General features: G+C 58.4%; 12 protein-coding genes. 7 read left to right on the forward strand and 5 right to left on the reverse strand.

Going from position 1 to position 13,402, the window contains the following annotated elements:
* Positions 1–407 precede the first annotated feature (407 nt).
* Both ACR0AI_RS18195 and amaB read left to right on the forward strand, forming a co-directional pair.
* Positions 408–1,514: a saccharopine dehydrogenase family protein gene (locus ACR0AI_RS18195; protein WP_480676131.1), complete on the forward strand. Its 1,107-nt coding sequence runs from the start codon at positions 408–410 to the stop codon at positions 1,512–1,514.
* An 18-nt stretch (positions 1,515–1,532) separates the two neighbouring features.
* The gene (amaB, locus tag ACR0AI_RS18200) at positions 1,533–3,029 is read left to right on the forward strand and encodes an L-piperidine-6-carboxylate dehydrogenase (RefSeq protein WP_480676460.1); all 1,497 of its coding nucleotides are present in this window, start codon (positions 1,533–1,535) and stop codon (positions 3,027–3,029) included.
* 36 nt (positions 3,030–3,065) lie between these two features.
* On the opposite strand, the gene ACR0AI_RS18205 is transcribed toward amaB, so the two are convergent.
* Positions 3,066–4,643, reverse strand: a complete 1,578-nt coding sequence (locus tag ACR0AI_RS18205) for a DUF5928 domain-containing protein (RefSeq protein WP_480676133.1) — start codon at positions 4,641–4,643, stop codon at positions 3,066–3,068.
* 141 nt (positions 4,644–4,784) lie between these two features.
* Here ACR0AI_RS18205 and ACR0AI_RS18210 point away from each other — a divergent pair, with 141 nt between their 5' ends.
* Positions 4,785–5,603, forward strand: coding sequence for a sulfotransferase family protein (locus tag ACR0AI_RS18210; RefSeq protein WP_480676135.1), 819 nt, complete (start codon positions 4,785–4,787; stop codon positions 5,601–5,603).
* Between the two features lie 407 nt (positions 5,604–6,010).
* Here the strand turns inward: ACR0AI_RS18210 and ilvD are convergent, their stop codons facing one another.
* Complete coding sequence (gene ilvD / locus ACR0AI_RS18215; protein ID WP_480676137.1) at positions 6,011–7,843, reverse strand: dihydroxy-acid dehydratase; 1,833 nt, start codon at positions 7,841–7,843, stop codon at positions 6,011–6,013.
* 106 nt (positions 7,844–7,949) lie between these two features.
* Between ilvD and ACR0AI_RS18220 the strand changes: the two genes are divergently transcribed.
* The 4 genes from ACR0AI_RS18220 (at position 7,950) to ACR0AI_RS18235 (ending at position 10,910) form a co-directional block, all read left to right on the forward strand.
* Positions 7,950–8,504, forward strand: a complete 555-nt coding sequence (locus ACR0AI_RS18220) for a helix-turn-helix domain-containing protein (RefSeq protein WP_480676139.1) — start codon at positions 7,950–7,952, stop codon at positions 8,502–8,504.
* Between the two features lie 24 nt (positions 8,505–8,528).
* Positions 8,529–8,801: a CBU_0592 family membrane protein gene (locus ACR0AI_RS18225; protein WP_480676140.1), complete on the forward strand. Its 273-nt coding sequence runs from the start codon at positions 8,529–8,531 to the stop codon at positions 8,799–8,801.
* 70 nt (positions 8,802–8,871) lie between these two features.
* On the forward strand, positions 8,872–9,726 hold the full coding sequence (gene sseA / locus ACR0AI_RS18230) for a 3-mercaptopyruvate sulfurtransferase (RefSeq protein ID WP_480676142.1): 855 nt from the start codon (positions 8,872–8,874) through the stop codon (positions 9,724–9,726).
* On the forward strand, positions 9,726–10,910 hold the full coding sequence (locus ACR0AI_RS18235) for an amino acid aminotransferase (RefSeq protein ID WP_480676144.1): 1,185 nt from the start codon (positions 9,726–9,728) through the stop codon (positions 10,908–10,910). Before sseA ends, ACR0AI_RS18235 begins: the two co-directional genes overlap by 1 nt.
* 56 nt (positions 10,911–10,966) lie before the next feature.
* Here the strand turns inward: ACR0AI_RS18235 and ACR0AI_RS18240 are convergent, their stop codons facing one another.
* From ACR0AI_RS18240 to ACR0AI_RS18250, 3 genes are all read right to left on the reverse strand, one after another.
* Positions 10,967–11,332, reverse strand: coding sequence for a SpoIIAA family protein (locus ACR0AI_RS18240; protein WP_170640710.1), 366 nt, complete (start codon positions 11,330–11,332; stop codon positions 10,967–10,969).
* Between the two features lie 157 nt (positions 11,333–11,489).
* Complete coding sequence (locus ACR0AI_RS18245) at positions 11,490–12,803, reverse strand: ammonium transporter (protein WP_170555187.1); 1,314 nt, start codon at positions 12,801–12,803, stop codon at positions 11,490–11,492.
* A gap of 34 nt (positions 12,804–12,837) precedes the next feature.
* Entirely contained in the window at positions 12,838–13,176 is a 339-nt protein-coding gene (locus ACR0AI_RS18250; RefSeq protein ID WP_170379789.1) for a P-II family nitrogen regulator, read from the reverse strand.
* Positions 13,177–13,402: the final 226 nt, after the last annotated feature.

Here is a 13,402-nt window from a genome sequence, read left to right on the forward strand (position 1 = left end):
CCCGTTCAGACTACAATTGATCCACTGGATCAATCGCTTAGCGTTCTCACCTCGTCAGGCCTATAACCTCAAGGTCGCAGGTTCAAATCCTGCTCCCGCAACCAGCGTTGGAGAATAGAGCCCCGAACAAGCCGCCCTCAGGGCGGTACTTCTATTTGCGCCATCCCCACTGGAGCGCTGTCGAAGCAAGGCGGGTGGAAATGCGGGGCACGTTCATTATTTGCTTAACCACGTTTTTTGCCGCCGTTGTGGCAACCCACATGACCCTAGCTCAGCATTCGCTCCGTCATAAAAACATAAGCTCCATCAAATTGATGATAAATACCGTTACTTCGTCAATTTAGCTCCTGCGAAATGACGATATTCTCCGCCACTCTGGACTGAAAACCAGAAGGAGGAGGCGCGTTATGGGCTGGAATATTTGCATCGTTGGGGCTGGCAAGATTGGGCAGATGATCGCCACGCTGTTGAAGGGGTCGCCAAACTACAGCGTCACGGTTGCGGATCATGATCTCAAGGCCTTGGGCGACATCGCTAAAATTGGGGTAGCGACCAAGCAGATTGATGCCTCGGATATTGAAGGTCTGGCGCAAGGGCCGAGGGCGTTTGACGCGGTGATTTCGGCCGCTCCGTTCTTTTTGACACCGAATATCGCGCAAGCGGCCCAGCAGGCCGGGGCGCATTATTTTGACCTGACCGAAGATGTCGCGGCCACCAATGCCGTGCGCGCTTTGGCGGAAAACAGCAAGACCGCGTTCATGCCCCAATGCGGGTTGGCGCCTGGTTTTGTCGGAATAGCGGGGGCGTCGCTGGCGGCTGAGTTTGATGAGATCGACAGCCTGCATATGCGGGTTGGGGCCTTGCCTCTGTTTCCGACCAACGCGTTGAAATACAACCTGACTTGGTCGACCGATGGGCTGATCAATGAATACTGCAACCCGTGCGATGCCATCGTGAACGGCGAACGGGTGAAGACCGCTCCGTTGGAGGACTATGAGGTTCTCGGCCATGACGGGGTGGAGTATGAGTGCTTCAACACCTCAGGCGGCCTTGGAACCCTTCCCGAAACCCTCGAGGGCAAGGCGCGGGCGGTGTCCTACCGCTCGATCCGATATCCGGGTCACTGCGATATCCTGAAACTGTTGTTGAACGATCTGGGTTTGGGACAGCGCCGCGATCTTCTGAAAGAGATTTTTGAGGCCGCCCTTCCGCGCACGGATCAGGATGTGGTGCTTGTCTATTGCACCGCCAAGGGCAAGATCGACGGCGCCTTGCGCGAAAAATCCCTGATCAACAAAAGCTTCGCGCGTGAGATCAACGGGCAGGTCTGGAGCGCCATTCAGGTCACCACCGCCGCAGGCGTTCTGGGTGTGGTTGACCTGATGCGTACGGGCGTTCTGCCCTCGACCGGCTTTGTCCGGCAGGAGCAGGTGAAGCTGTCCGATTTCCTCAATACCGAATTTGGCCGGCTCTATCGGGCGGGCGACGTAACCCCTCAGAACAAGGCGGCGTAAAAGATGAAAGACGTTGTGATGACTGCAGAAACCACGCTGGCAAACCTCGACCTGACCGCAGCAGAGCTGACAGGGGGTGCGTCAGCGGTGAGGTCTCCGATCGATGGGCGCACCCTGGCTGACGTGCATGAAACACCGGCCTCTGACATGGAGGCTATCCTGGCCAATGCCAAAACCGCCTTCAAAGCGTGGCGCACCGTGCCCGCCCCGCGGCGGGGGGAACTGATCCGCCTGCTGGGCGAGGAGTTGCGCGCCGCCAAGGACGATCTGGGCGCTTTGGTCAGTTGGGAGGCGGGCAAGATCACCTCGGAAGGCTTGGGCGAAGTGCAGGAGATGATCGACATCTGCGACTTTGCCGTTGGCCTGTCGCGGCAGCTTTACGGTCTGACCATCGCTTCGGAACGTCCCGGCCACCGGATGATGGAGACTTGGCACCCGGCAGGTCCGGTCGGCGTGATCTCGGCCTTCAATTTCCCGGTTGCCGTCTGGTCGTGGAATGCGGCGCTGGCGCTTGTCTGTGGCGATCCGGTGATCTGGAAACCGTCTGAGAAGACACCGTTGACCGCTATGGCTTGCCAGAAGATCTTTGAACGTGCGCTGGCCCGGTTCGGGGATGCGCCCGACAACCTGTTGCAAACGTTGATTGGCGGTGCTGCTCTGGGTGAAGCCCTGGTGGCCAGCGAAGACGTGCCAGTCATCTCGGCCACCGGCTCGACGCGTATGGGCCGCGCTGTTGCGCCGATTGTGGCGGCGCGGTTCGGCAAGTGCATTCTGGAGCTTGGCGGGAACAATGCGATGATTGTCGGTCCGTCGGCGGATCTGGAAATGGCGGTGCGGGCGATTGTCTTCTCGGCGGTCGGAACGGCGGGTCAGCGCTGCACGACCCTGCGGCGCCTGATCGTCCATAACTCGATCAAGGATGAGCTGGTCGCGCGTCTGAAGAAAGCCTATGCCGGATTGCCCATTGGTGATCCGATGGCCGAGGGCACTTTGATCGGTCCGCTGGTCGATGAGGCCTCGGGCGCGGCGATGACAGCGGCACTGAAGTCCGCAGAAGCCGAAGGCGGTGTGGTCTTTGGTGGGAAGCGCGTCACCGAGGGCGTGCCGGGTGGCGTTTATATGGAGCCTGCCATTGTTGAGATGCCGGGCCAGACAGCAACGGTTAAAACTGAGACCTTCGCGCCGATCCTGTATGTCATGGGCTATGACGATTTCGACGATGCCATCGAGCTTCAGAACGGTGTGCCGCAGGGCCTGTCCTCATGCGTCTTCACCCTGAATATGCGTGAGGCCGAGCAGTTCCTGACAGCAGCCGGATCGGATTGCGGTATCGCCAACGTCAATATCGGCCCGTCCGGGGCTGAGATTGGTGGCGCCTTCGGTGGTGAAAAAGAAACCGGCGGCGGGCGCGAAAGCGGCTCGGACGCGTGGAAGGCCTATATGCGCCGTCAGACCAACACGGTGAACTATTCGGCAGAGCTGCCGCTGGCGCAGGGTGTGAAGTTCGACATCTGAACGCTCGTCCGGCGGCGGGGTCGCGCCGCCGGGCCGTCAATCTGAAAACAGGTAGTCCAATTGCATGATGGATTGGGCTGTCTCGGAATTCACCCCAAGGAACTTGGTGATTGCGGCCTCATTCTCGGTCCGATCCGATGTCTCGCGTAGGCGCAGATAGTCATCAATTCCGGCTTTGCGGATTTCCTCGGATTCGTGTGCCAGATCATTTCGCAGGGTGGGCAGCAGGCGCGCAACGGTCTCGGATGGGCTGTTTTCACCCGCGAGGCCAACCCGGCGCGCATGGCCGATCAGGTAGTCGTCGGAATACTGACACTCGATTTCCAACACATGGGTCTTGGCGGCGTCGCCGCAAAAATCCTGAATGGCGTCCAGATTGGCTGGATCGAGGCACAGCGCCAGTTGGTTCGATCCGAAATGATCAAACAGCATTCGCACAACGGCCCGCCTATGACGTGAACGTTTGGTCAGAGTCGTCTCGATCCCGCCCAGATCCGGCAGCGGAGTGTCCTGCTCGTTGAACAGATACTCGAGGCAAGGGATGTCGGTGACCGAAGCGATCTGATCCACCAGCCGCTTTGCAACATGCCACTTTTTGCAGACGATCAGAAACAGCTCGCGTTCCGGGCCCAGCGTATTCCCGGCCTCCCAGAACCGTTGACCGAACCGGCGGCCTACACGCCCACGCCCGGCAAGGAAGGCATAGAGGTTGCGCCCCTCATCCGAGATCGGGAAATCGACACCAGTGCTGGCGTAGAGCGTGCCCAGCCTTTCCTTCAACTCATGCGCTTCGGGGCTGATCTTGCGGGCGAACAGGTAATTCTGCCCCAGCAACATGTCGAAGTGATCATTGTAGAAACTCACCGGCATGCCGTAATCCGAGAACATCAGGAAGGTCAGCGTGCGGTTTTCGATTTCGTTCTTCGGGATCAGGTGCCGGACCAGCGTCTGAAAGAAGGTCTCGTCGGGAATCCAGGTGGTGGAGAAGAACCGGACCACATCGCGCCGCTGTTTCAGGAAATCCAAAATCATCTCGACCGTGCGGCGGCGTAGGCACCACCACTGGCTGCCGATCATCACCTGGATATCGTCGGGGATGTCGCGTGTGACGTTGAACCGTTTCTGCAGCTCGTAAGAGGTGTAAAACCGCTTGGGCTGCGTGCGTTCGTTGAAGTAGTGGCGGTAAATCAGCCGGTCTTCTTTCATGCCGGTCTTGATCCAGTTGCTGGCAAAAAAGTCGTGGCTTTCGATGAAATCCGTGTCGTGTTCGTCCAGAAAGTTATGGGCGTATTCCGCGGTCTTGATGGCCATGCAATCGCCCGACAACATGTAGAAATGCGTGGCACGGGGAAAGGCGCTTTCGGCCGCTTGCAGGGCGTGCAGGGTGGCTTGCACCAAAGACCACTCACCCCAGCCGCATTTGATGCGTTTGGCGGCGAAGGTGACGTTTGGGTTGTCCTTCAGGGTGGTGCGAATTCGGTCATAGTCCGATGCCTTGGCCCGCGCATCGAAATGGATTGCCATATAATCGCCGACGGCGGTCAATTGCTCAGCCTGCGCGATGATCGCGTCGGGGTCCTTGTGACACAGCAATATGTAGGCAATCTTCGCCATGTGGGTCCGCTATTTCCGTTTCTGCCCGTTTACACTCGTGATACTGAGGATGAGCGATTGAATAAACCGAATAGTTTTGGTTCTTTGCTTGTAAAACGACTTGCGCGTAACAAGTTCCGAGATTTTGAGGAGGCATAGCAGATGGGGTTCCCCGGCACCTGGATGACCGAGAGCGAGAGCATGGTGTACCGTGTTGTGCCGAAATGTGCCTGCTCGACCATTGGCCAGATCATGTACTATTCCGACCATGGCCAGTTTTTTGATGGCGACATTCATGATGCCAAGGATGGGATGCACAAATGGGCCTTTGACCACAGCCAGGGCATGATCTCGGCTAATGTGCGCAATCATGGGTCTTATGCGTTCACCTGCGTGCGTAATCCCTATACGCGTATCCTCAGCTCATTCTTCGACAAAATCTGTGGCATTCAGCGCAACGGAAAGCGGTACCGGGGCAAGCTGGTGCCGACGCTGGTTTACAATTACGGGATCGAGGTTGGCGGCGACGATGGAAAGGGGGAGTTCGACCAGATCGCCAGTTTCCGCCGCTTCCTTCTGTTTGCGCGGGATACGATCCGGTGGCGCAGGCCCATGGACCCGGATATTCACTGGTCGGCCATGTCGGGGCATGTGTCTACCTTCGTGGTCAATGGCGGGCGCTACGACAACATTTTCTGGACCGAGAAGTTCAACGACGGGATGCAGGACGTTCTGAACCACATCGAGACCTCGCATACCGTAACCTTGTCCGAGATCCCGAGGTTTAACGAATCCGAAGGCCACGGACCCAAGCGCGCTCACTCGGTCGAGGACTATTTCGACGATCTTTCGATGCATCTGGTTTACGAGATCTACAAACAGGATTTTGAGCTGTTCAAATACGATTTCGAGAACCCGGCAAACAAGATGCCCATAGGTGAGATCGACTTGGATGAAATCCACGCGAAACTCGGGTCGTAGTTCTGGCTGATTTGGGGCAGGGGAACGCTCCCGCCCATCGTCAATGTCTCTGACGAGACCTCTCCTCGGGTTGGGCCCGGCGCCGCGCAAAGCGCGGCGCCGGGCCCAAGTCTGAACGGGGTATCGGCGAAGCCGATGGCGCGGGTCGGGCGCGGGAGCGTTTGGGATTGTTGTATTGATTGCAAGGTATCGAATCCCAGCGTACCGGGAGTTGGGGTTCACTGGACGCTCAGTTCGTGAGCGAGGTGCTGACGGCTAATTTCCGTATTCTGAATGACTTCTGAGTCGTGTCGGTCGCATGACTGTATCTCTGAGAGGAATGTCCGACTGAGGGATTGCTCCATGCGCCTCAAAAAAGGCCCCACCCGCCTGGCGGGTAGGGCCTTTGGATTTCGCTCCCGAAGACGCTACAGCTCGCGCACGGCACCTTTTGCTGCGCTGGTCGTCAGCTTGGCATAAGCTTTCAGCGCAGTGGACACTTTGCGTTTACGCGGTGCTGCCGGGGCCCAGCCTTTTTCGTCCTGAACCTTGCGCCGTTCGGCCAGATCCTCATCCGAGACCGCCAGATGGATCGAGCGGGCAGGGATGTCGATTTCGATCTTGTCGCCGGTTTGCACCAGGCCGATGACGCCACCTTCAGCCGCCTCAGGCGAGACGTGACCAATTGACAGACCCGATGTACCGCCTGAGAAACGGCCGTCAGTCAACAGGGCGCAGGCTTTGCCCAGACCTTTGGATTTCAGGTACGAGGTCGGGTACAGCATCTCCTGCATGCCCGGCCCGCCGCGCGGACCCTCATAGCGGATAACCACCACATCGCCCTCTTTCACCTTGCCGGTCAGGATGTCGCTAACGGCCTGATCCTGGCTTTCGCAGACATAGGCCGTACCGGTGAATTTCAGGATGTTCTCATCCACACCCGCGGTTTTAACGATACACCCGTCACGGGCGATATTTCCGAACAGAACTGCCAGACCACCGTCCTGACTGAACGCGTGCTCCTTGGAGCGGATGACGCCGCCTTCGCGGTCGGTGTCCAACTCTTTATAGCGGTTCGACTGGCTGAAGGCCTGCGTGGTGCGGACGCCGCCGGGGGCCGCCTTGAACAGCTCTTGTGCCTTCGGGTTGTTGGCTACCTTGATGTCCCAGTTGGCAATCGCTTCGCCCATGGTAGCTGAATGCACGGTGCTGCAGTCTTCGTGCAGCAGCCCGGCGCGGCTCAACTCTCCGAGGATCGAGAAGATGCCGCCTGCGCGGTGGACGTCCTCCATATGCACGTTCTCGGTGTTGGGCGCGACCTTGCACAGACACGGCACATTGCGGCTGAGGCGGTCCATGTCGGACATGTCGAAATCGACGCCGCCCTCATTGGCAATGGCCAGCAGGTGCAGAACAGTGTTGGTCGATCCACCCATCGCAATATCCAGCGACATTGCGTTCTCGAACGCATCAAAGGTGGCGATTTCGCGGGGCAGGAAGCCCTTCTCGTCCAGATCGTAGTGCCGTTTGGTGATCTCGACGATGCGGCGACCGGCTTCGAGGAACAGCTCCTTGCGGTCCGAATGGGTGGCAAGGGTCGAGCCATTGCCCGGCAGGGCCAGACCCAGCGCCTCAGCCAGACAGTTCATCGAGTTCGCGGTGAACATGCCCGAGCAGGAGCCGCAAGTGGGGCAGGCGTTTTCCTCGATATGTTTGACCTGTTCGTCGGTGTACTTGTCATCTGCCGCGGCAACCATCGCGTCGACCAGATCGATCTTTTTAACGTCTAGATCGGCGATGTCGATCTTGCCAGCCTCCATCGGTCCGCCTGAGACGAAAATCGCCGGGATGTTCAGGCGCATCGCAGCCATCAGCATGCCGGGGGTGATCTTGTCGCAGTTCGAGATGCAGACCATCGCGTCCGCACAATGCGCGTTGACCATATATTCCACCGAATCCGCGATCACCTCACGCGAGGGCAACGAATAGAGCATGCCGTCGTGACCCATGGCGATGCCGTCATCCACGGCGATGGTGTTGAACTCTTTGGCGACACCACCGGCGGCCTCAACCTCGCGCGCAACCATCTGGCCCAGGTCTTTCAAGTGAACGTGGCCGGGCACGAACTGGGTGAACGAGTTGACGATGGCGATGATCGGTTTGCCGAAATCGTCATCCTGCATACCGGTGGCGCGCCACAGGCCGCGGGCACCGGCCATATTGCGGCCATGGGTAGAAGTTCTGGATCGGTACATTGGCATGATGCTGTTTCCCTTTTGCCCCGGTTGCGATATGCGGGGTGCGTACGTTATAGCGCACGTACCACATGTGCGTTATAACGCACAAGACAAATCGTTGGGCGCGGATATGGAATCGGACGAAATTACGCTGAAACTAAAGGAAGTGCGGGCGGCATCGGGCCTCAGCCTGTCCAAAGTGGCCGAGTTGACGGGTGTCAGCAAAGCCATGTTGGGCCAGATTGAGCGTGGCGAATCAAGCCCCACCATCGCGACCCTGTGGAAAATTGCCAAGGGGTTTCAGGTTCCGCTGAGCGCCTTGATCGGGACTTCGGACGCGCGCGTGCAGGGCGTGTTCCGGACCGTAACCTTTCCGGGCAGCATTCAGGTCAAGATCGTCTTTCCCTTCGATCCCGCCCTTGGGGCCGAGACCTTCCATGTCGAACTGGCCGCCAATCAAAGCCACGAATCCCCGGCCCACGCCGCCGGGGTGACCGAGGAGGTCTTCGTGCTGAACGGCGCACTAGAGGTTTTGCAGGATGGCAAATGGGTCGCCCTAAAAGCCGGTGAGGGGCTGCGCTTTGCCGCCGATCTGCCGCATGGGTATCGCGCTGGGCCAGATGGGGCGGCCTTTCTGAACATGCATCACTATTTTCAACCGGCCGAGCTGGCCTCGGTCGGGTAGCCCGGCCTTTCAGGATAATTTGCAATGACGGATGTGCTGAACAGCCTGACTATCGTAGATGCCGTGGGATCAGCCGGCGCGCTTGTCGTGGTCGCGGCCTATTTTGCAACGCAGATGCGGATGATGAATTCCGACGATCTGGCCTTTCCGGTGATCAATCTGCTGGGGTCGGTGCTGATTGCCTACTCTCTGCTGCATAACTTTAATCTGGCTTCGATGCTGATCGAGGGGTTCTGGATTGTTATCAGCGTGATCGGGATAATTCAGTATTTCCGGCTGAAACGGGGCGCGGAATAGCGCTAACCCGGCTTGAATACGGCCCTTTGCGCGTATAGGGAAAACCCAACCGCGCTTAGGGGAGGCTTTGATGCAAGACGATCCCAAAACCCTCGTTTCTACCGACTGGCTTGCTGCCCATCTGAAGGACCCGGATCTGCGGATCCTGGATGGATCGTGGTACCTGCCTGCGCAGAACCGTGATGCCAAGGCGGAATATGACGCGGTACATATCCCCGGCGCCCGGTTCTTCGATATCGATGACATTTCAGACCACCGTTCAGACCTGCCGCATATGGCCCCTCCGGTCGAGAAATTCATGTCGCGCCTGCGCGCCATGGGGGTGGGCGATGGCCATCAGGTGGTGGTCTATGACGGGGCCGGGCTGATGTCGGCCGCGCGTGTCTGGTGGCTGTTCCGGCTGATGGGTCAGGAAAACATCGCCGTTCTGGATGGTGGTTTGCCAAAATGGCAGGCCGAGGAACGCGAGGTCGAAGACCTGCCGCCTGTGATCCGGGATCGCCATATGACGGTGCGGGTGCAGAACCATCTGGTTCGGGATGTGACCCAGGTCTCGGCAGCCGCCAAGCTGGCCGATCATGAGATCATCGACGCCCGCTCAGCCCCCCGTTTCGCGGGCACCGAGGCGGAGCCGCGGGAAGGTCTGCGCTCGGGCCACATCCCGGGATCGCGCAATGTGCCCTTTGGCCAATTGCTGAACAAGAACGGTACGATGAAATCGCCCGAGGATTGCCGCGCCGTGTTCGAGGCCGCAGGTGTGGATCTGTCGAAACCCGCGATCACATCCTGTGGGTCGGGCGTGACGGCAGCGATCCTCAGCCTTGCGCTGGAGCGCATGGGCAAGAAAGACCACTCGCTTTATGACGGGTCCTGGGCCGAATGGGGTGCCTTCCCAACCCTGCCCGTCGCAACCGGAGACAACTGATGTTCGAGAACCTCAAGCCACAGCCAGCCGACAAGATCCTGGCGCTGATGCAGATGTACCGTGAAGACCCGCGCGACCAGAAGATTGATCTGGGCGTCGGCGTCTACAAGAACGCCGAGGGCGTGACCCCGGTGATGCGCGCCGTCAAGGCCGCGGAAAAGCGCATTCTCGAAGAGCAGGAAACCAAAGCCTATACCGGTCTGGCAGGTGACCCGGCCTATGCTGATGCGATGATCGGTCTAATCCTCGGCGACGCAGTACCGCGCGCCAATATTGCCGCCGTTGCGACCCCGGGTGGCACCGGCGCCTGCCGTCAGGCGTTCGAGATGATCCGCATGGCCAACCCCGAAGCTCGCGTATTCGTGTCGAACCCGACATGGCCGAACCACCTGTCGATCCTGAACTATCTGGGCATGGAGACTGTCCAGTATCGTTACTTCGACGGCGAAACTCGCGGCGTCGATTTCGATGGCATGATCGAAGACCTGAAAACCGCCAAACCGGGCGACGTGGTTCTGCTGCATGGTTGCTGCCACAACCCCACCGGCGCGAACCTGAACCTCGTGCAGTGGCAAGAGGTCGTCAATCTTATCAACGAGCTTGGCCTCGTGGCGATGATCGATATCGCCTATCAGGGTTTTGGCGACGGTCTTGAAGAAGACGCGCAGGCGACCCGTCTGGTGGCCTCGTCGGTCAAGCGCTGCCTGATCGCGGCGTCCTGCTCGAAGAACTTCGGCGTATACCGTGAGCGTACCGGCCTTCTGATGGCGATCAGCGATGACGCGGCACAGACCTCGCTGAACCAGTCGATGCTGGCCTTCCTGAACCGGCAGAACTATTCATTCCCGCCGGATCACGGCGCGCGCGTTGTGACCACGATCCTGACCGATGACGCCTTGCGCGCTGATTGGCAGGCCGAACTGGAAGAGGTGCGCCTGTCCATGCTGGGCTTGCGTCAGCAGCTGGCGGATGAGCTTCAGCGCCTGACCGGGTCGGATAGGTTCAGCTTTGTCGCCCAGCACCGCGGTATGTTCTCACGTCTAGGTGCAGCACCTGAGCTGGTCGAGAAACTGCGTGCGGACCACGGGATCTACATGGTCGGCGACAGCCGCCTGAACATCGCCGGTCTGAACGCAAACACAGTGCCTATTTTGGCAAAAGCGATCGTGGATGTGGGCTGCTAAGCCACCCTTTGGAAAACAAGAAAGCCGCGAAATTCGCGGCTTTTTTTCTTTGGCGGTCAGGACTTGATCCAAGCCCAGGCTTTATCAAGTTCGTCGGTGGTAAAGTGCTTTTCACCGATATCGAGCATGGCGGCAAATTTCGCGTCGATCTCGACCAGGTGACCCAAGAACACGCTGTCAGCGACAATCGCCAGCTTACCAAGTTTCTTCATATTCTTGATGATCCATTTCAGATCAGTCATTGCGGCCTCAAATGTGGCAGAGACCCCTTTGTCAACGACCACGAGCACGCTGATCTTGGCGTGATCTTTTAGAATGTCCTCGGCTTTTTCGATCAACTCACGTTCCTGCGTGATGTCGATTTTGCCGGAAATTTCTAGGCCAAGGATATTGCCCTCGCTTTGGTCCAGCACCTTGTACATAACTCTCTCCCGATCTGATGTACGTCTTTGCGACCGTTGATTGGTCGGCTGTTTTCAGTGTTCAGCCATATACCAGAGTTGAGGGTGCAAGGGATCAACCAAAAGTAAAATGGCCCGGCATTGCGCCGAGCCATTCCAATGGTTTTGTAAGTGGCACTTACCCTTTTGAGAACTCGGGGTAAGCTTCCATGCCCAGTTCCGCCATGTCGAGGCCGTTGATCTCGTCCTCTTCGCTGACGCGGATGCCAACAATGGCTTTCAGGATGGTCCACAGGATCAGTGCGCCAACAAAGGTGAACACACCGTAGGCCGCGATACCCAGCAGCTGGGTGCCCAGAGACGCCTCGCCGTAGAAGATGACGGCGATGGTGCCCCAGATACCTGCGAACAGGTGAACCGGGATTGCGCCGACAACGTCGTCCAGCTTGAACTTGTCCAGCATCGGGACAGTGAAGACCACGATGATACCGCCAACTGCACCGATCCACAGCGCACCGAACAGGGTCGGGGCCAGAGGTTCAGCGGTGATCGAAACCAGACCGGCCAGCGCGCCGTTCAGCACCATGGTCAGGTCAGGCTTTTTGTACAGAAGCTGGGTCAGGATCAGGGCTGTAACAGCACCCGAAGCGGCGGCCATGTTGGTGTTGGCAAAAATGCGCGATACGTCCGTTACATCGCCCACGGTGCCCATCGCCAGCTGCGAGCCGCCGTTGAAGCCGAACCAACCCAGCCACAGGATGAACGTACCCAAAGTTGCCAGCGCCAGGTTCGAACCGGGCATCGGATGCACTTTGCCGTCCTTGTACTTGCCGATACGCGGGCCCAGAACTATCACGCCTGCCAGTGCTGCCCAGCCACCGACCGAGTGTACAACGGTCGAACCAGCGAAATCCGAGAAGCCAGCTTCAGACAACCAGCCGCCGCCCCACTGCCAGGAACCCGAGATCGGGTACAGAATACCGGTCAGAACGACTACGAAGATCAGGAAGGGGAACAGCTTGATCCGCTCGGCCACAGCACCCGACACGATGGACGCGGTTGCAGCCACAAAGACCAGCTGGAAGAAGAAGTCCGACCCGATCGAGGCATAGTCCAAAGCAGCCTCGGCAGGGTCAACACCAACCGGGTCAAGCACGGTTGGGCCACCGATGGCAAAGAAGCCGTTGAAGTCGCCCGGGTACATCGTGTTGAAGCCAACCAGCCAATACATGATCGCGGCAATGGAAAACAGCGCCACGTTCTTGATCATCTGCATGGCCACGTTCTTGGAACGCACCAGGCCGCCTTCTAGCATGGCAAAGCCTGCCGCCATGAAGAAGACCAGGAAGCCCGCCATCAGGAACAGCAGGGTGGTGAAGATATACTGGGTGTGCAGCGCAGCTTCGCCTTCGGCGGCAGCCTCTTGCGCCAGACCCATCTGCGGCAGCGCGACAATCGCGGCAGCAGGGATGAGAGATTTCATCAGGTTCATAGTCAGTCCTCGAATGATAGTGAGTGTGGGCGCCTTACAGCGCCTCTTCGTTCGTTTCCCCAGTCCGCACGCGCATGGCCTGCTCGACATCGAGGACGAAAATCTTGCCGTCACCGATCTTGCCGGTCTTGGCGGTGTTGGTGATGGTCTCAACGATCTGATCGGCCATCGTTGCAGGTACCACGATCTCGAGTTTGATCTTGGGTACGAAGTTCACGGCGTATTCCGCGCCACGGTAGATTTCAGTGTGACCGGATTGCGAGCCGAAGCCCTTGATTTCGGTCACCATCATGCCGCGTACGCCCGCTTCGGTCAGTGCCTCGCGCACCTCCTCGAGCTTGAACGGCTTGATTGTCGCAATGATCAGTTTCACGTCTGTCCCCTCTACTACTCCGGATCGGGCCGGCTTGTTTGCACGTGCAGAAAAAGAGCGCGTGTCGGGGCGTTAAGGAACGATTCCCCGACGTGAAACCGACTGAAAATGACGCAATATTGCACAATTTTTGCACAAACAGTACTTGATGATTAAAAAATAGGCGAAAAAGGGAAGGGTAGTTCTGGAAAATCGGACCTCAACATGGGCGGGACGTCAGGGTATG

This window comes from Ruegeria sp. BG3, assembly GCF_056538485.1.

Excerpts from the sequence above, each read along its gene's own strand:
- ACR0AI_RS18205 (WP_480676133.1), bottom strand. The coding sequence starts at position 4,643 with ATGGCGAAGATTGCCTACATATTGCTGTGTCACAAGGACCCCGACGCG.
- ACR0AI_RS18225 (WP_480676140.1), top strand. The coding sequence starts at position 8,529 with ATGACGGATGTGCTGAACAGCCTGACTATCGTAGATGCCGTGGGATCA.
- ilvD (WP_480676137.1), bottom strand. The coding sequence starts at position 7,843 with ATGCCAATGTACCGATCCAGAACTTCTACCCATGGCCGCAATATGGCC.
- ACR0AI_RS18245 (WP_170555187.1), bottom strand. The coding sequence starts at position 12,803 with ATGAACCTGATGAAATCTCTCATCCCTGCTGCCGCGATTGTCGCGCTG.
- ACR0AI_RS18235 (WP_480676144.1), top strand. The coding sequence starts at position 9,726 with ATGTTCGAGAACCTCAAGCCACAGCCAGCCGACAAGATCCTGGCGCTG.
- ACR0AI_RS18220 (WP_480676139.1), top strand. The coding sequence starts at position 7,950 with ATGGAATCGGACGAAATTACGCTGAAACTAAAGGAAGTGCGGGCGGCA.
- sseA (WP_480676142.1), top strand. The coding sequence starts at position 8,872 with ATGCAAGACGATCCCAAAACCCTCGTTTCTACCGACTGGCTTGCTGCC.
- ACR0AI_RS18240 (WP_170640710.1), bottom strand. The coding sequence starts at position 11,332 with ATGTACAAGGTGCTGGACCAAAGCGAGGGCAATATCCTTGGCCTAGAA.
- ACR0AI_RS18195 (WP_480676131.1), top strand. The coding sequence starts at position 408 with ATGGGCTGGAATATTTGCATCGTTGGGGCTGGCAAGATTGGGCAGATG.
- ACR0AI_RS18210 (WP_480676135.1), top strand. The coding sequence starts at position 4,785 with ATGGGGTTCCCCGGCACCTGGATGACCGAGAGCGAGAGCATGGTGTAC.
- amaB (WP_480676460.1), top strand. The coding sequence starts at position 1,533 with ATGACTGCAGAAACCACGCTGGCAAACCTCGACCTGACCGCAGCAGAG.